This window comes from Nocardia sp. CDC519 (genome assembly GCF_059509835.1).
Window position 1 is genome coordinate 335,630 of record NZ_CM183377.1, and the last position, 22,070, is coordinate 357,699.

A 22,070-nucleotide genomic window follows, 5' to 3' on the forward strand; every position below is an offset into this window, starting at 1 on the left:
CAAACCAGTAACCGGTTGTAACGTGACGACCGGGAGAGCTGTCCACTTGATCACAAGGCGCCGAGCGCAGGGCGGGGAAGATTCACAGCGCGCGGTGCGTTCGGTAGGGAACCTGATGAAGATGGGAACAACAGAATGATTTTCCGCAGAATCGCCGCGTTGGTGGTGCCGGTGGCGGCCGCCATCGTGGTCGGCACAGGCACCACCCATGCGCAGCCGGCCGCGGCACCCGTACCCGACATCGGCTACGAGGCGAAGCTGGTCGGCGACCGCATCATCACCACACTGACCGGGGGTACATTCGAAGTCGCCGGTAACACGGTGAGTATCAAAGACTCCGCGGGGAACACGGCCTTCACCATGCCGACGGCTTTCCGTCAGGACGGGCTGGAGTTCCCGATGCCGAGCACGGTTCGCAACGAAGGTCGCGAACTCGAGCTGACAGTCGTCAAGGACTACACGAAGGCACGTCCGGTTCCGGTCACTCCGGTGGCTTCGCTCGAGGAGAACCAGCGAGCCCAGGATGCCTTCCTTGCGCAGTTCGGAATCGCCACCGCAGTCGGTGGATTCATCGGCACGGTGATCGGCGCACTGGTGGGATTGACCGGCATCATCGGTGGACCGACCGTCATCGCCAGCGTTGTCCTCGGCGCCGCGATCGGCGGCGTCATCGGCACGATCGTTGTCGGCGGCCCCGCCCTGATCGTCGCAGGCATCGACCTCATCAACACTCTCACTGCCCCGCCGGGCACGACCAAGTGGATGGACCAGACCGGCAGGAACTGACCTACCGGAAACCGATACGACACTGGGCCGATCGCGCACCCACGCGATCGGCCCAGTTCCGTTTGCTGATCAGGTAATTGCGCGCTCAGCCCTGCTGCTTACGCACCGCGTTCTTCGCGGCTTCCTGCGCGGTGTCGACCTTGTCGGCGTACTTGCCACCGGTCTTCTGGTCGACGATGTCTCCGGCCTTGTCGATCACGGCATCGACCTTGTCGGCGTTCTTCGCCGCCAGGTCCATCGCCTTATCGGCCAGGTTCTTGAAATCCACGTGCACTCCTCGGGTCGAGCCGCGTTCGAATCGCGATTACCATACCCGCGCGTACGGTGCCGCTCAGTCGGAGCGGCCCAACCAGGCCGGGTGCCAGAGTCGTCCGCCGTCGGTCCAGTTCATGAAGCGGACCGTGCCGGAGATCTCCGGGGTGACCCAGGTGGCGTCCTTGGTTTCCTCGCGTGACATCTCGTTGACGAACGGGCTGGTCTTGCGGCGACGGCGCTGGAGTTTCGTGGCCAACGCGCGTATTTCGTCCTCACTGAACCCGGTACCGACCCGGCCCACGTAGATGAGTTTGCCGTCACCGGGGATGCCGACCAGCAGTGACGCGAACGGTCGCGCCGCGCTGCCGCGAAACCCGCCGACCACGACCTGCTGGGTCTGCCAATTGCGCTGTTTGACCCAGGAGTGCCCGCGCTTACCCGGCAGGTAGACCGAATCCCTGCGCTTGGCCACCACGCCCTCGGCCCCGACGTCGCGACTGGCGTTCAGCGCGTCTTCGCCGGTGCCTGCCAACTGCGGCGGCACCGACAGCGCAGGCGTGGTGGCGGCGAGGGCTTCGAGCACCCGCCGCCGGTCGCTGTAGCGTTTGCGGATCAGCGAGGTGCCGTCGAGGTAGAGCAGGTCGAAGGCGACGAGTTCGGCGCGACGGGTGTCGGCTTGCAGCAGAGCGAGATTGGCGACGCCATTGGCGTCGAACACGACCGCTTCACCGTCGAGCACCACGCGATGGCCTGCCAACTCCTCGGCGAGGGCGGCGATCTGCGGATAGCGGTCGGTGACGATATTGCCCGCGCGGCTGCGCAAGGTCGGTGTGCCGTACTCGAATTCGAGGATCAGGCGGTAGCCGTCCCACTTCGTTTCGAAGGCCCAGTCCTTCGGATCGAGGCCGGCGACCTCGCCGGTGGTGGCGAGCATCGGGGACAGGCCGCGCGGTAGTTCGGCGCCACCGGATCGTTCGCCGGGCCGATCACTACTCGCTGCGCCGCTGGACTCCGACGTGCCTGCGTCGGCCGCCGCTCGCCGGCCCTTACCCGAGCTCTCGGCCCCGTGACCGTCACCGGGCTGCTCCCGCATGAGATGCATCAACCAGTTCTTGCCACCGGTGCGGATCAGCGCGTAGCGACCGTGCAACCGCTCCCCCCGCATCACCACGATCACCTCGTCGTCGCGCCACTTCTCGGCCTCATAGGTACCCGAATCCCAGATCGTCATGGTTCCGGCGCCGTACTCGCCCTTCGGGATGGAACCGTGGAAATCGAGGTACTCGAGGGGGTGATCCTCGGTGTGGACGGCGAGGCGGTTCTCTTTGGTGTCGGTGGGCGGGCCTTTCGGTACCGCCCAGGACACCAGTACACCGTCGCGTTCCAGACGCACATCCCAGTGCAATCGCCGCGCGTGGTGTTCCTGGATGACGTACCGGTTGCCGGGGCCGGGCCTGGGCGGATGCGCGGGAACGGGTTCCGGTGTGCGCGCGGGATCACGCATGGATCGGTAGACGGCCAACGGGTCCTGGCGGGCGGTGCCGGCCTGCGAGATCGGCGGGTCGAGCCCGGCCAGCAGGTCGCCGTCGTCCTGAAAACGCGCGAGCACCTCGTCGAATCGCAGATGCCTCAGCGATTCCCGGTCCTCGATCTCCGCCCAGCTACGCGGTGCGGCGACATTCGGCTGTGTGCGCCCACGCATCGAGTACGGCGCGATCGTGGTCTTTGCCGGATTGTTCTGGCTCCAGTCCAGGAAGACCTTGCCGGTGCGCACCTTCTTCGCCATCGTCGCCGTCACCAGGTCGGGATGAATCTTCTCCAGGTTGGTGGCGACCTGTTTGGCGACAGTGGACGCGCCGCCGGGGCTGAGCACCCGATCCAACGGCACATACAGGTGAATTCCCTTGCTGCCGCTGGTCACCGGGAACGCGCGCAACCCGATCTCGGCGACCATATCGCGCACCTCGAGCGCCACGATCGCGCATTCGGCCAGGCCCACGTCCGGGCCCGGGTCCAGATCGAAGACCAGCCGGGTGGCCGGGCCCATCTGATCGCCGTCGAAACGCCATTGCGGCACATGCACTTCCAGCGACGCCTGCTGCCCGATCCAGGCCAGACCGGCTTCGGAATCGATCAGCGGATAGGTGACGGTGCGATCGGAATGCCGCATTGCGCGGCGCGGCAGCCAATCGGGCGCGTGCTCGGCGAGGTTCTTCTCGAAGAACGACGCCTCGCCGACGCCGTTGGGCCAGCGTTTCCTGGTGACCGGCCGCCCGGCCACATGCGGCAGCATGGCGGGGGCGATCGCGGTGTAGTAGGCGATGACCTCGCCTTTGGTGGTCCCCGTTTCCGGATAGAGCACCTTGTCGAGGTTGCTCAATTCGATCGTGATGGCGGGCTCGCCCGCCGCATCCCGGAACATGCGGCGCGACCCGTTGTCCGCGACCCGGCGGCGGGAACCGGCGTTCATCCGGTTCCCGCCGCGCACGGCCTGCGGACAGTCATTGCCCTGCGGGCGGTCTCGGCTCGATCAGACCTGCGGTGGCACCGGGCCGCCACCCGGCTGCTGGCCCGGCTGTTGCCCCGGCTGCTCCGGCGGCACTACCTTCTTGGCGGCTTCCTTGCCCTTCTCGATCTTGTCGGAGTACTTGCCCTTCGTCTTCTGATCGATGAACTCGCCACCCTTGTCGATGGCTTGGTTGATCTTGTCCGCATTCTTGGCCGCTGCGTCCTGCCCCTTGCCGACCAGGCCCTTCAAGGTGTCCATCAAGCTCATATGCTCTACGTCCTTCCCAGTGCCGTCGTTGAGGTGTTCACCCGATATCTTTCCACCACAACTGTCCGGACGGCAGGTCATCGGGGTCCAGCCGCTCCCCCGGCTTCGGAACGGCCGCCGTGGTGCCCGCCGCCCGCGCGGCCGTCACCATCCGCTGCACCGGCTCCGACCACCCGTGGAAGGCGAGGTTGAACGTCGCCCAGTGGATCGGAACCAGCAGGCCGTGGCCGGGATCACCGGCACACAGATCGGCGTGCGCGCGGACCGCCTCTTCCGGATTCATGTGCACATCGGTCCAGCGTTCGTCGTAGGCGCCGATCGGCAGCAGCGTCAGATCGAAGGGACCGAGCGTGGTGCCGGCCTCGGCGAAGGCCTTGGTGTAGCCGGTGTCGCCGCCGAAATAGACCCGTCGGGTAGGACCGGCCAGCGACCACGACGCCCACAGCGTGGTGTTGCGGATCAGACCGCGGCCGGAGAAGTGGCGCGCCTCCACACAGGTGATCGTCAGGTCTTCGCCGGCCCGGGCGCGCCCCAGTTCGGACAGCGAAATCGAACCGCCCCAATCCAATTCGACGATCCGCTGATCGGGCACACCCCAGTGCCGCAGATGCGCGCCGATGCCGACGGGCACCACGAACGGTGCGCTCTGCCCGGCCACCAGCGCCCGCACGGTGGCGGCGTCGAGGTGGTCGTAATGGTCGTGCGAGATGATCACCGCGTCCACCGGCGGCAGCTCCGACAGCGGAGCGGGCACCGGATGCAGCCGGGCCGGGCCGACCAGCGGCGAGGGCGACACCCGTTCGCACCACACCGGATCGGTGAGGATGCGGTAACCGTCCACCTCGATCAACGCCGTCGCGTGCCCGTACCAGGTGACGGCCAGATCAGCGGCCTGCGCGGGCAGCTGCGGCGTCACCAGCGGGACCGGCCGCGCCGGGCGACCGGCATGGCGCTGGGTGAGGAACGAACGCAGCAGCGACGGCGCCGCACCGGGCGCGATCTGGCTGCTCGGTTCGGTGTTGTGGAACTGGCGGTTGCGGTAGCTGGTGGCGCCGGTCGCGTACGGCTGGATCGCCGAGATCGACGCGCCCATCGCGGTGGGCAGACCCCACAGCGCCCGCGCCACCCAGGTGAGCCCGAGGGCACCCGCGGCGCCGGTGGCGATTCGTCGGATGCGCATCATCGCCCCTGGAATTTCGCGGCGCGCTTCTCTTGCCTGGCCAGCCGGCCCTCTTGCGCGTCGGCGCTGGTCCAGGCCGCTTCCAGGGCCTCACGCTGTTGCGCGTTCTCCGGATCACGGGTGCCGTCGTCGTTGAGCACCAGCTTGAGATGGCGTAGCGAGAGCGGCGCCAGTTCGGCGATGGACTTGGCCCAGGCCTGCGCGTCGGCCAGGGTGCCGATGCGGTTGGCGAATCCGAAGCCGTAGGCGTCCTCGGCCGACACCGGTTCCGCGCCGAGCAGGATGGTGCGCGCCGGACCACCGCCGATCAGCGAGACCAGCCTGCGCACCGTCCACCGATCCACGGTGATGCCGAGCTTGGCGGCCGGAATCGCGATGTAGGAATCCGGCTCGAGGACCCGCAGATCCGAGGCGAGAGCCAGCTGCACACCCGCACCGAGGGCGGCACCATTGATCGCCGAGATCACCGGCACCGGCGCCGATTCGATGGTGTGCAGCATCTCGAGCAGCCTGTCCAGGAACTCCTCGGAGTACACCCCGCCGAGATCGGCGCCCGCGCTGAAGATCGGCCCACGGCCGGTGAGCACGATGACCCGCGCCTGCTCGGCGGCATCGATCACCGCATCACGCAGCTGCGTGACCAGCTCGATGTTCAGGGCGTTGCGGCGCTCCTCGCGCTGTAATTCGATGGTGACGACGTCACCATCGCGGCTGACACCGAGCATGCTTCCTCCCCAGCTGAACGAAATCCGACTGTTGCGTTCATGCTGCCACAGGAGCTGACACAGTCCGGTGCAGGCGCGAATGTGTGCGGTCACAGTCGGGTGCGATCGACGTCTGCGGGCGCACGACTCGATCGTGGGCGCCGGCGGCCGGCGCCGGCGGACCACCGGGTGCGATTCGATCCGCGGATCGCGCGTGGCAGGACCGAGGGCGAGCATGCATACGATCGGAGCTGTGCTGTCCGATCAGACGACGTCCTCCGGCGAACGCGATGCCGACCCGCTCGCGGTCGATTACCCGATCTTGGTGATCGGTGCCGGGCAGGCCGGGTTATCCGCGGGATATCACCTGCGCAGGCGCGGGCTGGTCCCCGAACAAGATTTCCTGATCGTCGATCACGCACCGGGCCCCGGTGGCGCCTGGCAGTTCCGCTGGCCCTCGCTCACGCTGACCACGGTGAACCGGGTGCACGATCTGCCGGGGATGTCGTTCGCGGAAACCCTGCCCGACGGCTCGGAATCCGCGCCTGCCGCGACCGCCGTCCCGCATTACTACGAGCTCTACGAGAAGCGGTTCGATCTGCGGGTGCGGCGGCAGGTGACGGTCAAGGTCGTCTGCGATCGCCGGCCGAGCGAAGTCGATCCACCGCACCCGGGTGCGGGCGATGGCGCCGATCGCGATGGTGTGCTCCATGTGGAAACCGATGCGGCGGGCACCATCCGGGTCCGAGGCCTGATCAATGGCACCGGCACCTGGGAGCATCCATTCATCCCGCGTTACCCGGGGGCGGAAACCTTCGCCGGACGCCAACTACACACGCGCGACTATCAGTCGGCCGCGGAGTTCGCGGGCGAACACGTGGTCGTGGTGGGCGGCGGCATCTCCGCGGTCCAGTTGCTCGACGAGATCTCCCAGGTCACCACGACCACCTGGGTGACCCGCACGGAACCGAGGTTCCGGGAGACCCCGTTCTCCGAGGAGGACGGCAGGCGCGCGGTCGCCATCGTGGAAGACCGGGTGCGGCGCGGGTTACCACCCGGCTCGGTGGTGTCGGTAACCGGTCTGCCGCTCGACGACCGGCTGCGCGCCGCCAGGGCCCGCGGCGTGCTGCACCGGCAGCCGATGTTCGATCACATCGAGCCCGACGGTGTGCGCTGGGCCGACGGAACCTTCCAGCCCGCGCAGGTGATCCTGTGGGCGACCGGCTTCCGCAGCGCGCTCGACCATCTCGCGCCGCTGCGATTGCGCGGCCCCGGCGGCGGCATCACCATGACCGGACGGCTGGCCACGCAGGTCGCCGTCGATCCGCGTGTCCATCTCATCGGGTACGGGCCGTCGGCCAGCACCATCGGCGCCAATCGGGCCGGACGGGCGGCGGCGGTCGAGTTGACCACCTACCTGGGTATCGGCACCCGCTGAGGGGTCGCGACCGGGCGAGCGCGCCTAGTCCAGGCCGGCGGTAAAGGTGGACGGGTCCGGGCCGACCCGGCCGCTGTCGTCGAGGGCGCTGATCGCCGCCATCTGCTCGCCGGACAGTTCGAAACCGAATACATCGAAGTTCGACACGATGCGCGAGGGCGTCACCGACTTCGGGATGACGATATTGCCCAGTTGCAGGTGCCAGCGGATGATCACCTGCGCGGGGGTGCGGTCGACCGCTGCGGCGATCTCGGTGATCACCTCGTTGTCGAGCAGCGTGCCCTGGCCGAGCGGGCTCCACGCCTCGGTCGCGATCGCCTGGTCGGCATGGTATTTGCGCAGCTCACGCTGGGTGAGCCGGGGATGAAGCTCGATCTGGTTCACGGCGGGGATCTCGCCGGTCTCCCCGATCACCCGCTCCAGATCCGGGATCCGGAAGTTCGATACCCCGATCGAACGGACCCGGCCGTCGGCCTTGAGGGCCTTGAACGCCTTGAAGGTGTCGACGAAGCGATCCGCTGACGGCGCGGGCCAGTGGATGAGATACAGATCGAGATAGTCCAGGCCGAGCCGCTGCATGCTGGCGTCGAAGGCGCGCAGCGTGGAGTCGTAGCCCTGTTCGGAGTTCCACAGCTTGGTGGTCACATAGATCTCGTCACGGGGGATCCCGGACTGGCGGATGGCCCGGCCGGTGCCCTCCTCGTTGCCGTAGATCGCGGCGGTGTCGATGCTGCGGTACCCGGCCTCCAAGGCGGCCGTGACCACGGGAAACACATCGTCGGCCGGAACTTGGAACACCCCGAACCCGAGCTGCGGGATCACGTTCCCGTCGTTCAGCACGATCGAGGGAATGGCGCAGGTCTCGCTTCTGAAGGTCACGGATTCGACGTTAGAAGCGCCGGGGCCCATGGTCAACGAGCAGCCGGTACGTGTTGACATCGACTTGACGAACTGTTGGGTTTTTACAACACTATGTTGTGTGAGCCCAGTAAGAAGGGGGGAAACCCTCCCGATCTACAACCGGATCGCGGTGCTGCGCGCCGAGCATCGGATGAGCCGGGCCGCGCTGGCCGAGGCGGTGAACGTCAACGTGCAGACCATCGGTGCGCTCGAACGTGGCGACCACTATCCGAGCCTCGACCTGGCCCTGCGCATCTGCGACGTGTTCGAGCTGCCCGTCGAAGCCGTGTTCTCGCGCACCGAGTTCGGCCCGCTGTCGGCCGAGCTCTACCCCCGGACGAAAGGACAGTCATGACCAACGCCACCGCCGGTCTGCTCGACCGCTACCAGGAATATCGGGTCCGACGCTGGCTGGTCCAGGAGGAACGGACCGCCGGGATGCTGCCGGGTTGGCGCACGCAACGACGGCGACGCGTGCTCGTCGTCGTCGTGATGGTGACATTGCTCGTGCTCGCGGTGGCAGGCCTGCTGTGCGCGTTCGGCGTCGACTCGGCCGCGCTGGCCACCCTGCCCGCCGCCGTGGTGTTCATGGTCGCCTGGGTGATGCTGCGTATCGCCTCCAATCGGCAAGACCACGCGCCCGAAGAGGTGCTCGACGAACTGGAGGTCGCCGAGCGGAACAAGGCGCACTCGGCGGGCCTGTCGCTCACCCAGATGCTCACCCTGCCGCCGCTGATGTTCCTCATCTTCTCCGGCGCGCTCCTCCCCGAGGCCGACGCCTTTCGCACCGCCTACGCCGGCGGGGTCATGATGCTCGCGGCGCTGCTCGCGGGTGGTTGCGCACCGGCGATGATCCTCGGCTGGAACCGGCCCGACCCCGAACCCGAGGGCTGAGCCGGATGCCGAGCCTCGGCCGGACACCGCGACAGCGAGTGCGCCGGCCGGAGCTGCGGCGGTCGTGCGGCCGGGGAGCTACGGCCGGGGCTCAATCCGCTTGCGGGAGACCGAGGCGGCGATAGCGCAGGTACCGGGCGGCCCGCAGGTCGTGCAGCGGCATCGCGCGTAGACCGGCCAGCTCCGCGCCGATGGCGGCGACCATGCGACGGGCGAACTCAATGGGTTCGTCTGCCGCATCGGGCTTTTCGGCGACGATGCGGTCGACGATCCCGGCAGCTCGCAGATCGGCGGCCCGGATGCCCTGCGAACGGGCGAGTTCCGGAGCGTGCTCGGTATCGCGGTGCACGATCGCGCTCGCACCTTCCGGCGGCAGCGGGGCGAGCCAGCCGTGCGTCGCGGCGAGCACCCGGTCGGCGGGCAGCAGGGCCAGCGCGCCGCCGCCGGTGCCCTGGCCGAGCAGCACCGAGATGGTCGGAGTATCCAGCGTGACGAGATCGGCGATGCAGCGCGCGATTTCCGGCGCGAGCCCGCGCTCTTCCGCCTCCTTCGACAGGGCCGCGCCGACCGTGTCGATCACCAGCACCAGCGGCACCCGCAATTCCTGAGCCAGCTGCATGCTGCGCCGCGCCTCCCGCAATGCGGCCGGTCCCATGGTGTTCTCCCCCACCTGCCCCGCCCGGTCGTGACCGAACACCACACAGGGGTGCCCACGGAAGCGCGCCAATGCCAGCACGACGGTCCGGTCGGTTTCGCCCTGGCCGGTACCGCTGAGCGGAACCCGTTGCGTCACATGGCGTAGCAACTCACGCAACCCCGGACGATCCGGGCGCCGGGAGCTCAGCACCGACCGCCAGGCCGGATTCGTCTCCGCGGCCTCCGTACTCGACCCCTGGCCGGCCGCCGTCGGTTCGGTTGCCCTACCGATCAGTGAACCGGTAGCCGGAAACGGCGGTGCCGCATCGGGATCCGCTACCCCACTCAGCACACTCAACGCGCGATGGGCGATGCGCCGGAAGACCGAAAGCCCCACCACCCCGTCGATCACGCCGTGCCGGTACAGATTCTCCGCCGTCTGCACACCGCTCGGGAACGGCCGGTCGTAGAGCGCCTGATACACCCTCGGCCCGAGGAAACCGATCATCGCGCCGGGCTGGGCGAAGGTCATGTGACCGAGCGATCCCCACGAGGCGAACACACCGCCCATGGTGGGATCACGTAGATACACCAGATAGGGATATCCGGCCGATTTGTGCGCGGCGACGGCACCGGCGATCTTGACCATCTGCACGAAAGCGACGGTGCCCTCTTGCATCCGGGTGCCGCCGGAGGTCGGCGAGGCGATCAGCGGCAGGCCGAGTTCGGTCGCCCGTTCGACCGCGGTGACGATGCGTTCGGCCGCCGCCACACCGATCGAACCCGCGAGAAAGCCGAACTCGCAGGCGATCACGGCCACGCGGCGGCCGCGCAACAAGCCCTCACCGGTGCGCACCGATTCATCGGTACCGGCCCGTTCCGCCGCGGCGCGCAACTCGTCGCGGTAGCGCTCGGACGTGCCCACCGATAGCGGCGGCTGGTCCCAGCTGCGGAACGTGCCCGCATCGAGCAGCGCCTCGAGTAGTTCGGCGGCGCAGATCCTCCCCGATCCCGCGCCGTCGCCTACCGTCGCACCGCTGCGTCGCTGCCCGCCGGCGCCGATCAATAGCCCTGCATCACCTTGCGCAGCGCGTACTCGGTGAGCGCCACCAGCGCCTGTTTGGCCGGTTCGCGGCGGCGGGCGTCGATGGACATGATCGGCACATCACCGGAGACGGCCAGCGCCTGCCTGATGTCCTCGATCGGATATCGCGGCGCGTCGTCGAATTCGTTGAGCGCCACCAGGAACGGCAGGTTGCGCGCTTCGAAATAGTCGACGGCGGCGAAGCTGTCCTCCAGCCTGCGGGTGTCGACCAGCACCACGGCGCCGATGGCGCCGCGGATCAGGTCGTCCCACATGAACCAGAACCGGTACTGGCCCGGCGTACCGAACAGATACAGCACCAGGTCGTCCGCGAGGCTGATCCGGCCGAAGTCCATCGCCACCGTGGTGGTCGATTTCATCGGAATGCCGGTCAGGTTATCGATTCCGGCACTCGCGTTGGTGACCAACGCCTCGGTGCGCAGCGGAACGATCTCCGAGACGGCGCCGACCAATGTCGTTTTACCCACACCGAAACCACCCGCGACCACAATCTTGGCCGAAGTCGGCTTGGCGGTACGGGTATCGACCTGCGCCGTCGAATCAAATACGCCGGAGTCCACTGAGAACCCTTTCGATCAGCTCGCGACGTTCATCGTCGCTGGAGTCGTCTTTCAATGTGGCCGAAACGCGAACATGCCCCGCTTCGATGAGATCTGCCACGAGCACACGCGCCACCCCGATGGGTATACCCAATCGAGCCGCAACTTCAGCCACAGACGGCGATTCTCTGCACAACTCCACGATGGACGTTTCGATGTTGGTCAGTTCGAACTGCCGCTCGAGGGCGACCGGATGCGATGCGACGAGGGCCTCCAGCGCGAGCTCGACCGCGGGCCGGGTTCGACCCGCGGTCAGCGAATACGGGCGGACGAGGCTGGGCTCGGCGCTCCCCACACGATGATCTTCTATGTCCATCCCACCATCAGGAACCCATCGTGACGCGTGGAGTGGCCTGAACTGTCTGGCCAACACGCTCGACCAACAACGCCATCTCGTAGCCGACCTGACCGATATCACACGAGGTGTTGGTCAGGACCGCGAGATACGAACCGTCGCCGACAGCCATCAGCAGTAGGTAGCCGTGTTCCATCTCGACCACCGACTGCAGCACTGTGCCGCCCTCGAACAGGTTCGACACACCCACCGAGAGGCTGGCGAGCCCGGCGGTGACGGCCGATAGCTGTTCGGCACGATCGACCGGGAGCTGTGCGCTCGCGGCCATCAGCAGACCGTCGGCCGAGACCAGCACGGCATGGGCTACGCCAGGAACCTCGTTGGCGAAGTTCGAAACCAGCCAATCCAGCTGACGGTTCGTACCACTACCACCTAGATCGGGGTTCATCGGTCTCCTTTGTCTCCGGTTAGGTTCATTGCCTTCATTGCGCGGCCATCCCGGACGCCCTGCTGGTGACGACTCAAGCTGGACCGAATCGATTCGGGATCGCGTCTCGGTGCCCGATCCACGGCGCCGCTGACGGCGCCGGGCACGAGACGTCCGCCCGGATTACGTTGCGGCAGACCGGCTGCCGTGGTGGCTGTGGGCTTGGCTTCGCTCGCCCGCTGGGCTGCCTGCCAGCCTTCGTCACCGGGTGATTCGAAGGAGGCGGCGGTCTGGGATCGGTCCGAGTTCGGGTCCGCGAGCCAGGCCGACATCATCTCGGCGAAGATCGGCGTTCCGCCCATAACCGAGCCGCTCTCCTCGGCCGGCTGCAACCGGGTCTGAAAGAACGATGCCGTCCGCTCGGGGTTGGCGCGGTAGCTGTGCCTGCCCCGATCGCGACCGTTGTCGCCGGAACCGTTGGCATCCGCGTTCGCGGGACGACCGGCGCTGTCGCGCTGCGGCAGGCCGACGCCCGGCGCGTTCTCCACCCGCTGCGGCAGGCCGGTGCTACCCGGCTGACGCTGCGGCAGGCCGCCGGGGCCGGCCGAACGCGACGGCAGGTCGGTCTGACGCTGCGGAAGTTCGGTGGACGGGCGCTGCGGTAGATCCATCTGACGCTGGGGTAGCTCCGTGTGACGCTGGGTGGCCTCCGGGCGACGCGGCGGCAGGCCCGGCTGCGCGCTGCCGTTGGCCGGAGCACCCGCGGCCGGGATCTCCCCGGACTGCGCCGCCGCGGGCTGACGCTGCGGCAAGCCGCCCGGCCCGGACTGACCGGGCGCACGCTGCGGCAGACCACCCGGGCCCGCCTCACGCTGCGCGGGACCGTTCTGGCCGGGCGCACGCTGGGGCAGACCGGTCGAACCAGCATCGCGCTGCGGGAGTCCACCGGCGGCGGGCTCACGCTGCGGCACACCGCTCGGGCCCGCCTCACGCTGCGGCAGCCCACCGGCCGACGGCTCACGCTGCGGCAAACCACCCGGGCCCGCCTCACGCTGCGGCAGCCCACCAGCCGACGGCTCACGCTGCGGCAAACCACCCTCCGACGGCTCACGCTGCGGCACACCACCCGGGCCCGCCTCACGCTGCGGCAGACCACCGAGACCCGCCTCACGCGAGGCCAATCCACTCTGCCCCGGCTCACGCTGCGGCAAGCCACCCGGCCCGGCCTGACCGGGCTGACGCTGCGGCAGACCACCGGGACCACGCTGCGGCAGAGCACCGCCCGCACCCGGCTGAGCTGCCGGACCGGCCTCACGTTGCGGGAGACCGCCGGTGGGTTGCGGCACACCATTGGATCCGGGCTGACGCTGCGGCAGACCGGTGTTCGGATCGCGCGGCGGCGGGGTGGCGGCGGGCCGCTCGGCCTGCGGGCCGCCCGGCCGCGGAGGCACCGGACCGCCGGGCACGACATTGCGCTTGGGCAGGGCCGCCGCGGCGAGCTTGCCGCGCTGCGGGCCGGTGCCCTGCTGACCCGGCGCCGGGCGCAGGGTGGCACCGGACTGCTCGGCCTCACCACGCAGGCCCGAGGCCATCGCCGAGCCGGGCTGACGCTGCGGCAGTCCGCCGCCCGGGGTGGCGGGCGCACCGGCCGCGGCCGCACGCTCCTCGGCACCGGCCGGGATCGGACCGCTCACGCCGGGATCGACGGTGACCATCACGTTGCCGCCGGGAGTGCGGCTGACCGAGCGCATCTGCATCGACGACGGAGCCGACGGCCGCTGCGGACCCGCGGCCGGAGCCGGCGACGGCTGCGGAACCAGCGGACCCGAGCCGCTCTTGTCGAGGACGATCAGGCCGACCGGAACGTGCACGGTCACCGTGACGCCGGGATCGCGCGCGGTGTCGAAGGTCGGGCGCAGCCGCACGGTGAGCCCGTGCCGCTCGGCCAGGCGGCCGACGACGAACAGACCCATGTGCCGGGCGGTGTCGGGCCCGGGCTCGGCGGTGGTCTCCAGCCTGCGGTTGATCTCGGCCATCTCCGTAGGCGGCATACCGATACCGCGGTCGGCGACCTCGATGAGCAGGCCCTGATCGTGCGCCTGCGCGAAGGTGAACTTCACATCGGTTTCCGGCGGCGAGGCCCGCAGCGCGTTGTCGAGCAGCTCGGCGAACAGATGCGCGAGGTCCGAGGCGGCCGGTTCCTTCAGTGAACCGCGCGGGGTGGCGCCCAGCTTGACCCGCTCGTAGTCCTCGACCTCGGAGATCGCGGCGCGCAGCACGTCGGCGATCTCGACCGGCGCGGACTTGGCCCTGCGCTGTTTGGTGCCGGCCAGAATCAGCAGGTTGTCGCCGTTTCGGCGCATGCGCGCAGCGAGGTGGTCCAGCCGGAAGAGGTTCTCCAGCAGGCGCGGGTCCTTCTCGTCGTACTCCATCGCCTCGATCAGCGTGAGCTGGTGATCGACCAGCGACTTGGAGCGGCGAGCCAGGGTCTCGAACATGTCGTTGACCTGGGTACGCATCTGCGCCTGATCACTGGCCAGGCGCAGCGCCTGGCCGTGGATGTCGTCGACGGCGCGGGCCAGCTGACCGATCTCCTCCTCGGAGCGGATCGGCATCGGCTCCAGCGGCACTTCCTCCGGCGAGGCGCCGTTACGCAGCTGGGCGACCTCGTGCGGCAGGTCGCTCTCGGCGACGCGCAGCGCGGCCAGGCGCAGCCGGTGCAGCGGCACGATCATCGATCGCGCGACGAACACCGCGAGCAGCAGGGCCGCGAGGATCGTCAGCAACACCACGATGCTGTACATGATGGCGTCGGACCGGGCCGTATCGGCGAGGTCGCGCACACCGCCGACGATGTCGTCGGTCGAGAACGCAACCAGCGCTTCGGTGGTATCGAGGCTGGACAGGATCGACTGGCGGGCCTCGCCCAGCGGCAGCTGCCCGGACTGGGCCGCAGGCCCGGTGAGCATGCCTTCGCGGGCTTCGATGCCCTTGCGCAGGTCGTCGATGTTGCGGTCGTCGGCGGGGAAACGCTCGGCGAGCAGGCCGAGCAGTGCCCGTTCGGTATTGGTGGCGACCAGGTAGGTCTGGGTGCCGACCTCGCGGTCCTGCAGGTACACCGCGAGACCGACGACCTCACCGAGCATGGTGGCGCGCATGTTCAGCGCGTCGACCAGGCGCAGTTTCGCCGCGTCGATCTGCGGATCGCTGACCTGCGCCACGATCTGTTCGACGGCCTCGACACCGTTGCTGCGGTAGCGGTCGATCTGATCACGAGCCTCGAGCGGCGGCAGCGACGTCGGGGACAACCCCAGAGCGCGCACTTCCTTGGCCTGATCGAGCATCTCCTGCAGCGGCTGCTGCGCACTCGGCAGATCGGCGAGTGCGCCGATCGCGTCCTCGGTCTCGGCAATGGCCTTGTCGAGGTCGACCAGGTTTTCCTCGGTCACCAGCGATCGGCCACCGATATTGATGACCTGGGAACCCGCGACCGTCGAGGTCGCGGCACTCAGACCGGTGACGACCGGAATGACCTCGACGTTGTCGGCGGCAGAAGCCAGCCTGTTGGCCTCGCTCCACTCGGACGAAATCTTGGACACGCCGAGTCCGACCGCGACCGCCAGCGGTACGGCGAGGACCGCCGTAACCTTCCAGCGCAGGTCCCAGTTGCTGAGCGCCCAGCGCTTTCTGCCGGACCTAGCGGCGTCACGCATCTCCCACTCACTTTCCAAACTGGCCCCAGCCACGCGCCATCAGCGCCAACCTCCACAATCGCATGCTGGCTCGACAGACAGTGCTGGCCGAGATCTGCGGCTGGCCGAGAAATTGCGTCTACGACGGACCGAATAAGTGACATCAGATTCTAACGGATCAATAACTTCTTGGTTGACCCCGCATCGGCACACTGCCAGTGACCAGCCCGTTCCAGGCAAAACCAAAGGTCGCGGCACCCACCCGGGCGTCGCGTGAAGTCTGCCACAATCGTGCTGATCTATCGAGGCGGGCATCGAAGCGAGGCTAGGGAGCACGGGTTGAACGCGAGGAACGAGTACCGACCGGTCTATCAGACCAGCCTCGTCGATCCCGCCGAGTTCTGGGCCCATGCTGCCACCGCCGTCGACTGGGAGGTACCCCCTGAGCAGGTGATCGACACCACGGCCAAGCCCGCGGCCCGGTGGTTCCCCGACGCCACCCTCAACACCTCGTTCAACGCGCTCGACCGGCACGTGCGTGAACTGCCGGAAGGTTCCGAGGGCACCGGCGGCCGCGCCGACCAACCCGCCCTTATATACGACTCGGCTATGACTGGCAACAGGGGGGTATACACCTACGCCGAGCTGTTGACCGAAGTGTCACGGTTCGCCGGCGCGATGTCACGACTCGGTGTCACCAGGGGCGACCGCGTCGTGATCTATCTGCCGATGATTCCCGAGGCCGTGATCGCCATGCTGGCCTGCGCGCGGATCGGGGCGGTGCATTCGGTGGTCTTCGGTGGGTTCGCCGCGCCCGAACTGGCCGCCCGGATCGACGACGCCGAGCCGGTGCTCATCGTCACCGCCTCCGGTGGACTGGAGCCGGGCCGGCGCATCGAGTACCCGCCGATCGTCATGCAGGCGCTCGACCTGGCCCGGACCACGGCGCCGCGCAACGTCATCGTCAAACAGCGCGCCGCCTTCCCGACGATCCCGTTCCCGGCACCGCAGCCCGCCACCGAATCGCTGCCGAGTTCGGCCGAGACCGTGGCCGCACGCTGGATGGACTGGGACGAGGCGGTGCGCGATGCGCCGCTCGCCGAACCGGTGACCGTCGCGGCGACCGATCCGCTCTACATTCTCTACACCTCCGGCACCACCGGCCGCCCCAAGGGCGTGGTCCGCGACAACGGCGGGCACGCGGTGGCGCTGTGCTGGTCGATGCGCAATATCTACGACGTCGGCCCCGGCCAGGTGATGTGGGCGGCCTCCGATGTGGGCTGGGTGGTCGGCCACTCCTATATCGTCTACGCCCCGCTGCTGGTCGGCGCCACCACGCTGCTGTACGAGGGCAAGCCGATCGGCACCCCGGACGCCGGCGCCTACTGGCGGGTGGTCGCCGAATACGGGGTCCACGTGCTGTTCACCGCGCCGACCGCGTTGCGCGCCATCCGCCGCGCCGATCCCGACGCCACGCTGGCCCACAGCTACGACCTGTCCTCGCTGCGGGCGCTGTTCTGCGCAGGTGAGCGGCTCGACCCGACGACCTACGAGTGGGCCGTCGACACCCTGCTCGCCGAGCGGCCGGACTGCCCGGTGGTCGACCACTGGTGGCAGACCGAAACCGGCTGGCCCATCTGCGCCAACCCACTGGGGCTGCAACAGTTGCCGATCAAGCCGGGCTCGGCGTCGGTGCCGGTGCCGGGTTATCGGCTGCGCGTCCTCGACTCCAACGGCAATCCGGTGGCGGCCAACGTCGAGGGCAATATCGTCATCGGCCTGCCGTTGCCGCCGGGTGCGCTCAGCGGACTGTGGCGCGACGACGAGCGGTACAAGCGCTCCTACCTCTCGGCCTATCCCGGCCACTACCTCACCGGCGACTCCGGCTATTTCGACGACGACGGCTATCTGTTCGTGCTCGGCCGCAGCGACGATGTGATCAATATGGCCGGGCATCGACTGTCGGCGGGCAGCATCGAAGCCGCGATCGCCGGACACGAAGCGGTGGCCGAATGCGCGGTGATCGGCCTGCCCGATGAACTCAAGGGGCAGCGGCCGATCGCGTATGTGGTGCTCAAGACCGGCGTCGAGGTGGACAAGGAGCAGCTGCGTGAGGAATTGATCCAGCGGGTGCGCGAACAGATCGGCGCTATTGCCACCCTGCACGACGCGGTGGTGGTGGCCGGGCTGCCCAAGACCCGCTCGGGCAAGATCCTGCGCAAGACCATCCGCCAGATCACCGCGGGTGAGGAATACGAGGTGCCGTCCACCATCGAGGATCCGGCCGTGCTGGTGGCGCTGGAGGATCAGATTCTGGCCGCCCAGCCCGAACTGTTCACCAGCCGCCAGGGCAATAAGGACGGCAACGGCAACGGCGAAGTCGTGCCGGATTCGAATCCCGTCGCCCCGTAACGGATCTGCCTCGGCTCCTCAGAGTTTTCACAGGAACGGTTCACACGGATGCCAGCCCGGGGCAATACGGTCGAGGCGTCCGTCACCGATCTTGTAGGAGGCAGCAATATGAAACGTTTTCGTGGCAGGGCCACCGTCGCGGCACTCACCGTGGCCGGGGCCGCCACCGTGACCGCCTTCCTCAGCCCCGCGGTCGCCTCCGCGGGCCCGATGGAGCTGGCGGCGCCGCTGCTGGAATCGGAGTGTTCGTTCGCCCAGGTCGACGCGGCCCTGCACGATCAGGCGCCGCAGCTGGCCGCGATGCTGGACGCCAACCCCGAGGTCAAGGCGGAACTGCAGGCCAAGTTCGAACAGCCGGTCGAGCAGCGCCGCGCCGAACTCCAGCGCTACCTCGACGAGAACCCCGAGGCCGCGCAGCAGGCCGAGAACGATCCGCGCGCCGCGGGCCTGAGCCAGACCATTCAGAAGGTCGCCGACACCTGCAAGAACTACTGAGCGCAGCGGTACTCACGCCGACCGGCCCGGTGAGCGTCGTGACCGGGCCGCACCGGGAAACGACGGCAGAATGAACGACGTGAGCGCCGATCGCACGACAAACCCGACCGTCCTCGTCGTCGATGACGACGAGGACGTGCTCGCCTCGGTGGAGCGCGGGCTGCGCCTGTCCGGCTTCCAGGTCCTGGTGGCCCGCGACGGTGGCGCGGCCCTGCGCGCCGTCAACGAGCACTCCCCCGACGCCATCGTGCTCGATATGAACATGCCGGTGCTCGACGGCGCCGGTGTGGTGACCGCGCTGCGCGCCATGGGCAACGAGGTGCCGATCTGTGTGCTCAGCGCCCGCAGTTCGGTGGACGACCGGATCGCCGGACTGGAATCGGGCGCCGACGACTACCTGGTGAAGCCGTTCGTGCTGGCCGAATTGGTGGCGCGGATCAAGGCGCTGCTGCGCCGCCGCACCGACACCCCCGCCGCGTCCACCCCTGGCGCGGTCACCGTCGGGCCGCTGGAAGTGGATGTCGCCGGGTACCGGGCTCTGCTGCACGGCCGCGAAATAGACCTCACCAAGCGGGAATTCGAGCTGCTGTCCACGCTGGCCCGCAATGCCGGTGTGGTGCTGAGCCGCGAGCGGCTGCTCGAACTGGTGTGGGGGTACGACTTCGCCGCCGACACCAATGTGGTGGACGTGTTCGTCGGATATCTGCGGCGCAAGCTCGAAGTGGAAGGGACACCGCGGTTGTTGCACACCATTCGCGGTGTCGGTTTCGTGCTGCGGGCGCCGAAATGAGCGGGCGGTTGTGAGCGCCGCGGACACGCCCGGCTCCTCGGATGCGGCCGCGCGGCCGGTCGGCGCAGGCCCGCCCGATCGACGGGCCGCCGCTGCCGGATCGCGCCGGCGGCGGTCCTACTCATTGCGCACCAGGGTCGCGGGCGCGGCGGCAGCCGGTGCGATCCTCATCATCACGATCCTCAGCGTCATCACCTTGCAGGCGATCGAGCGCGTCAATGTCGAGCAGACCGATCAACAGCTCACGCTCGCATCCCGTTTGGTGCTGATCGACCCGGTGATCGCGGTCGGACTGGTCAATCTCATCGGCCCGAACGAGAACCTGGCGCTCACCGTCCGCGACAACGGCGAGCTCACCGCCACCACCGCGATCGAACTGCCCGACCTGCCGACGGGATCGCACACCGTCACCGTGGACGGCGCGTCGTATCGGGTGCTCACCACCACCGAGAACCAGCAGGCCGGACGGACCGTCTCACTGGGCATCCCGAACGCCGACGCCGCCCGCGCCACCGCGCAGCAGCAGCGGTGGGTGCTGGCAGGCGGGCTGGTGGCCATCGCGGCCGCGGCCGGGCTCGGCTGGCTGTTCGGCGGGCGCGCGGTGCGGCCCATCGTCGATCTCACCCGTCAGGTGGGGGCGCGCAGCGGCTACCGCGATCCCGAGCATCCGCCGCAACCGGTGGACGGTTCCGGTGTGCTCGAAGCCGAGCAACTCGCCGATGCCGTCAACACGATGCTCTCGCGGGTCGATCAGGCGCAGGGCGAAACCGCCGCGGCCCTGGAGACAGCCCGCGATTTCGCCGCCGTCTCCGCGCACGAACTGCGCACCCCGCTCACCGCCATGCGCACCGACCTCGAGGTGTTGCGCACCCTCGACCTGGACGAGACTCAGCGCGCCGAAATCCTCGACGACCTGCATCGCAGCCAAGGCCGGGTGGAAGCGACGCTGTCGGCGCTGGAACGGCTGGCCTCCGGCGACCTCACTCACGAACGCGACCACGTCGACACCGATGTCGGCGATCTGTGCGATCAGGCCGCGCACGACGCGATGCGCCACTTCCCCGGTCTCACCGTTCGCATCGACACCGACGCCGAGCTCGTCACCCGCGGCCTGCCGGCGGGCCTGCGCCTGGCCGTGGACAATGCGCTGGCCAACTCCGTCAAACACGGCGGCGCCACCGAGGCCCTGGTCTCCGCGCATCGCGCACCCAACGGCCACATCATCGTCTCCATCGACGACAACGGCCGGGGCATCCCGGTCCAGGAACGTCAGGCCGTGTTCGACCGCTTCTACCGGGGCACCCAGGCCACCAAGGGCGGTTCGGGGCTCGGGTTGGCGCTGGTCGCGCAACAGGCCCAATTGCACGGCGGGCAGGCGTATTTCGACGACGGCACACTCGGCGGAGTGCGGTTGGTGCTGGATCTGCCGGCACGACCGGCGCGCACCGGCTAGCCCACACCCGATGTCCGCGGGCAGCGGGCTCAGAGCCCGGTCTGCGCGCCCTTGTCGCCGCGGCGGGCGCCCCGGCGCTGGATGACGAAGATCGTGTATCCGAGCAACCCGACCGCTAGTCCCATCAGGCAGACCGGACGCGCGGTCTCCCAACGGTCTCCGCTCGCCCAGACCACGAGCGTGGCCAGCGCCCACAGCGCGCAGCCGACCGCGAGAACCGGCCGTGGGTCGGTGAGTCGAGGCGGAATCTGCGGCACCTGCTGGGTCACAGGGCTCAGCCTAGGCGAACATGCGTGAACTCCGGGCACGGTCCCGTATCGTGCTCAACTGTGACAACGCCATCGGATGTTCGAGAGCTCGCGGGTGAGCTGTCGCTGGCGGTCGTGCGTTTGACGCGGCATCTGCGCGGGCGACGGACCGATTCGCAGATCTCGCTGACCCAACTGTCGGTGCTGGCCACCCTGCACCGCGACGGCGCCATGACCCCGGGTGCGCTCGCGGCGCGCGAACGGGTGCAGCCGCCGTCGATGACCAGGGTCATCGCCTCGCTCACCGATCTCGGCCTGGTGGCGCGCGAACCGCATCCCACCGACGGCAGGCAGATCATCGTGTCGCTGTCACCGGCGGGCCGTGCGCTGATCGCCGATGAGGCAAGTGCCCGCGAAGCCTGGATGACCGACCAGCTGTCCACCCTCACGCCGGACCAGCTCGATGTGCTGGCGCGGGCGGTCACCATCATGAAGCAGATCGTCGCCGAATCCGAATAACGCAGCACTCAGGACGAGTAGCGGTAGTTCGGGGCGAACGCCTGGTCCGAATCGACGATGTCCTTGCCGAGCGGGAACAGCGCCAGCGGAATCAGCTTGAGGTTGGCCCAGCCGAACGGGATTCCGATGATCGAGACGAACAGCGGAATGCTGGTGAGCAGATGACCGAGCGCCAGCCACCAGCCCGCGACCACGAACCAGATGATGTTGCCGATCAGCGATCCCGCGCCTGCGCCCGGCTTGTCCACGGTGGTGCGGCCGAACGGCCACAGCACGTAGGCGGCGTTGCGGAGCGCGGCGATGCCGAACGGGATGGTGATGATCAGGATGAAGCAGATCACCGCGGCCAGCAGGTAACCGAGCGCCATCCAGAACCCGGCCAGGATCAGCCAGAGGATATTGAGCACGAGCCGGATCACCTGCATGACTCCAGCATGCCAGGACCGGCCCGGATCGCGCATCCGAT

At 68.5% G+C, this 22,070-nt stretch carries 22 protein-coding genes; 9 read left to right on the plus strand and 13 right to left on the minus strand.

The genetic code is table 11. The features are described from left to right. Window positions 1-135: 135 nt before the first annotated feature. The gene (locus tag AC5W7N_RS01290; protein WP_194991734.1) at window positions 136-786 is read left to right on the plus strand and encodes a DUF8020 domain-containing protein; all 651 of its coding nucleotides are present in this window, start codon (window positions 136-138) and stop codon (window positions 784-786) included. Between the two features lie 85 nt (window positions 787-871). Here AC5W7N_RS01290 and AC5W7N_RS01295 read toward each other — a convergent pair whose 3' ends face one another. From AC5W7N_RS01295 to AC5W7N_RS01315, 5 genes are all read right to left on the minus strand, one after another. Then, the gene (locus AC5W7N_RS01295; protein WP_014348983.1) at window positions 872-1,054 is read right to left on the minus strand and encodes an antitoxin; all 183 of its coding nucleotides are present in this window, start codon (window positions 1,052-1,054) and stop codon (window positions 872-874) included. Window positions 1,055-1,117: 63 nt separating this feature from the next. Continuing rightward, on the minus strand, window positions 1,118-3,463 hold the full coding sequence (locus AC5W7N_RS01300; RefSeq protein ID WP_495924248.1) for an ATP-dependent DNA ligase: 2,346 nt from the start codon (window positions 3,461-3,463) through the stop codon (window positions 1,118-1,120). A 108-nt stretch (window positions 3,464-3,571) separates the two neighbouring features. After that, complete coding sequence (locus tag AC5W7N_RS01305) at window positions 3,572-3,817, minus strand: antitoxin (protein ID WP_163814275.1); 246 nt, start codon at window positions 3,815-3,817, stop codon at window positions 3,572-3,574. Between the two features lie 37 nt (window positions 3,818-3,854). Further along, entirely contained in the window at window positions 3,855-4,997 is a 1,143-nt protein-coding gene (locus tag AC5W7N_RS01310; protein WP_495923102.1) for an MBL fold metallo-hydrolase, read from the minus strand. Continuing rightward, window positions 4,997-5,722, minus strand: a complete 726-nt coding sequence (locus AC5W7N_RS01315) for an enoyl-CoA hydratase (RefSeq protein WP_163814273.1) — start codon at window positions 5,720-5,722, stop codon at window positions 4,997-4,999. Before AC5W7N_RS01315 ends, AC5W7N_RS01310 begins: the two co-directional genes overlap by 1 nt. A gap of 232 nt (window positions 5,723-5,954) precedes the next feature. Here AC5W7N_RS01315 and AC5W7N_RS01320 point away from each other — a divergent pair, with 232 nt between their 5' ends. Next, complete coding sequence (locus AC5W7N_RS01320; RefSeq protein ID WP_495923103.1) at window positions 5,955-7,139, plus strand: NAD(P)-binding domain-containing protein; 1,185 nt, start codon at window positions 5,955-5,957, stop codon at window positions 7,137-7,139. 24 nt (window positions 7,140-7,163) lie between these two features. On the opposite strand, the gene AC5W7N_RS01325 is transcribed toward AC5W7N_RS01320, so the two are convergent. Further along, window positions 7,164-8,048 carry an aldo/keto reductase gene (locus AC5W7N_RS01325; RefSeq protein ID WP_495924249.1) on the minus strand — a complete coding sequence of 295 codons (885 nt, stop codon included), beginning with the start codon at window positions 8,046-8,048 and terminating at the stop codon, window positions 7,164-7,166. 70 nt (window positions 8,049-8,118) lie between these two features. Between AC5W7N_RS01325 and AC5W7N_RS01330 the strand changes: the two genes are divergently transcribed. Both AC5W7N_RS01330 and AC5W7N_RS01335 read left to right on the plus strand, forming a co-directional pair. Then, the gene (locus AC5W7N_RS01330) at window positions 8,119-8,394 is read left to right on the plus strand and encodes a helix-turn-helix transcriptional regulator (protein WP_194992145.1); all 276 of its coding nucleotides are present in this window, start codon (window positions 8,119-8,121) and stop codon (window positions 8,392-8,394) included. After that, entirely contained in the window at window positions 8,391-8,933 is a 543-nt protein-coding gene (locus AC5W7N_RS01335) for a hypothetical protein (RefSeq protein ID WP_195020584.1), read from the plus strand. Before AC5W7N_RS01330 ends, AC5W7N_RS01335 begins: the two co-directional genes overlap by 4 nt. 91 nt (window positions 8,934-9,024) lie before the next feature. Here AC5W7N_RS01335 and AC5W7N_RS01340 read toward each other — a convergent pair whose 3' ends face one another. From AC5W7N_RS01340 to AC5W7N_RS01360, 5 genes are read right to left on the minus strand one after another with little or no spacing between them, the layout of a single operon-like run. Then, window positions 9,025-10,632 carry a carboxyl transferase domain-containing protein gene (locus AC5W7N_RS01340; RefSeq protein WP_495924251.1) on the minus strand — a complete coding sequence of 536 codons (1,608 nt, stop codon included), beginning with the start codon at window positions 10,630-10,632 and terminating at the stop codon, window positions 9,025-9,027. Then, window positions 10,632-11,234 carry a GTP-binding protein gene (locus AC5W7N_RS01345; RefSeq protein ID WP_171048002.1) on the minus strand — a complete coding sequence of 201 codons (603 nt, stop codon included), beginning with the start codon at window positions 11,232-11,234 and terminating at the stop codon, window positions 10,632-10,634. Before AC5W7N_RS01345 ends, AC5W7N_RS01340 begins: the two co-directional genes overlap by 1 nt. Beyond that, complete coding sequence (locus tag AC5W7N_RS01350) at window positions 11,215-11,589, minus strand: DUF742 domain-containing protein (RefSeq protein ID WP_014981573.1); 375 nt, start codon at window positions 11,587-11,589, stop codon at window positions 11,215-11,217. The genes AC5W7N_RS01345 and AC5W7N_RS01350 overlap by 20 nt, the downstream gene beginning before the upstream one ends. A gap of 7 nt (window positions 11,590-11,596) precedes the next feature. Next, a complete protein-coding gene (locus AC5W7N_RS01355) occupies window positions 11,597-12,016 on the minus strand; it encodes a roadblock/LC7 domain-containing protein (RefSeq protein WP_036533017.1) in 420 nt (139 codons plus the stop codon). Continuing rightward, window positions 12,013-15,708 (minus strand): sensor histidine kinase, encoded by a 3,696-nt coding sequence (locus AC5W7N_RS01360; RefSeq protein WP_495923105.1) that lies wholly within the window; start codon window positions 15,706-15,708, stop codon window positions 12,013-12,015. The genes AC5W7N_RS01355 and AC5W7N_RS01360 overlap by 4 nt, the downstream gene beginning before the upstream one ends. Before the next feature lie 318 nt (window positions 15,709-16,026). Here AC5W7N_RS01360 and AC5W7N_RS01365 point away from each other — a divergent pair, with 318 nt between their 5' ends. The 4 genes from AC5W7N_RS01365 (at window position 16,027) to AC5W7N_RS01380 (ending at window position 20,837) form a co-directional block, all read left to right on the plus strand. Beyond that, entirely contained in the window at window positions 16,027-18,099 is a 2,073-nt protein-coding gene (locus AC5W7N_RS01365) for an AMP-binding protein (RefSeq protein WP_163814270.1), read from the plus strand. Between the two features lie 108 nt (window positions 18,100-18,207). After that, complete coding sequence (locus AC5W7N_RS01370; protein WP_163814269.1) at window positions 18,208-18,594, plus strand: hemophore-related protein; 387 nt, start codon at window positions 18,208-18,210, stop codon at window positions 18,592-18,594. Between the two features lie 70 nt (window positions 18,595-18,664). Further along, window positions 18,665-19,384 carry a response regulator transcription factor gene (locus tag AC5W7N_RS01375; protein ID WP_138446159.1) on the plus strand — a complete coding sequence of 240 codons (720 nt, stop codon included), beginning with the start codon at window positions 18,665-18,667 and terminating at the stop codon, window positions 19,382-19,384. Between the two features lie 10 nt (window positions 19,385-19,394). Continuing rightward, window positions 19,395-20,837: a sensor histidine kinase gene (locus tag AC5W7N_RS01380; RefSeq protein WP_495923108.1), complete on the plus strand. Its 1,443-nt coding sequence runs from the start codon at window positions 19,395-19,397 to the stop codon at window positions 20,835-20,837. Window positions 20,838-20,866: 29 nt separating this feature from the next. Here the strand turns inward: AC5W7N_RS01380 and AC5W7N_RS01385 are convergent, their stop codons facing one another. Further along, window positions 20,867-21,106, minus strand: coding sequence for a DUF2530 domain-containing protein (locus tag AC5W7N_RS01385; RefSeq protein WP_163814268.1), 240 nt, complete (start codon window positions 21,104-21,106; stop codon window positions 20,867-20,869). Between the two features lie 60 nt (window positions 21,107-21,166). On the opposite strand from AC5W7N_RS01385, the gene AC5W7N_RS01390 reads away from it, so the two are divergent. Further along, complete coding sequence (locus AC5W7N_RS01390) at window positions 21,167-21,604, plus strand: Rv0880 family HTH-type transcriptional regulator (protein WP_163814267.1); 438 nt, start codon at window positions 21,167-21,169, stop codon at window positions 21,602-21,604. 8 nt (window positions 21,605-21,612) lie between these two features. On the opposite strand, the gene AC5W7N_RS01395 is transcribed toward AC5W7N_RS01390, so the two are convergent. Continuing rightward, window positions 21,613-22,029, minus strand: coding sequence for a YccF domain-containing protein (locus AC5W7N_RS01395; protein ID WP_130918783.1), 417 nt, complete (start codon window positions 22,027-22,029; stop codon window positions 21,613-21,615). Window positions 22,030-22,070: the final 41 nt, after the last annotated feature.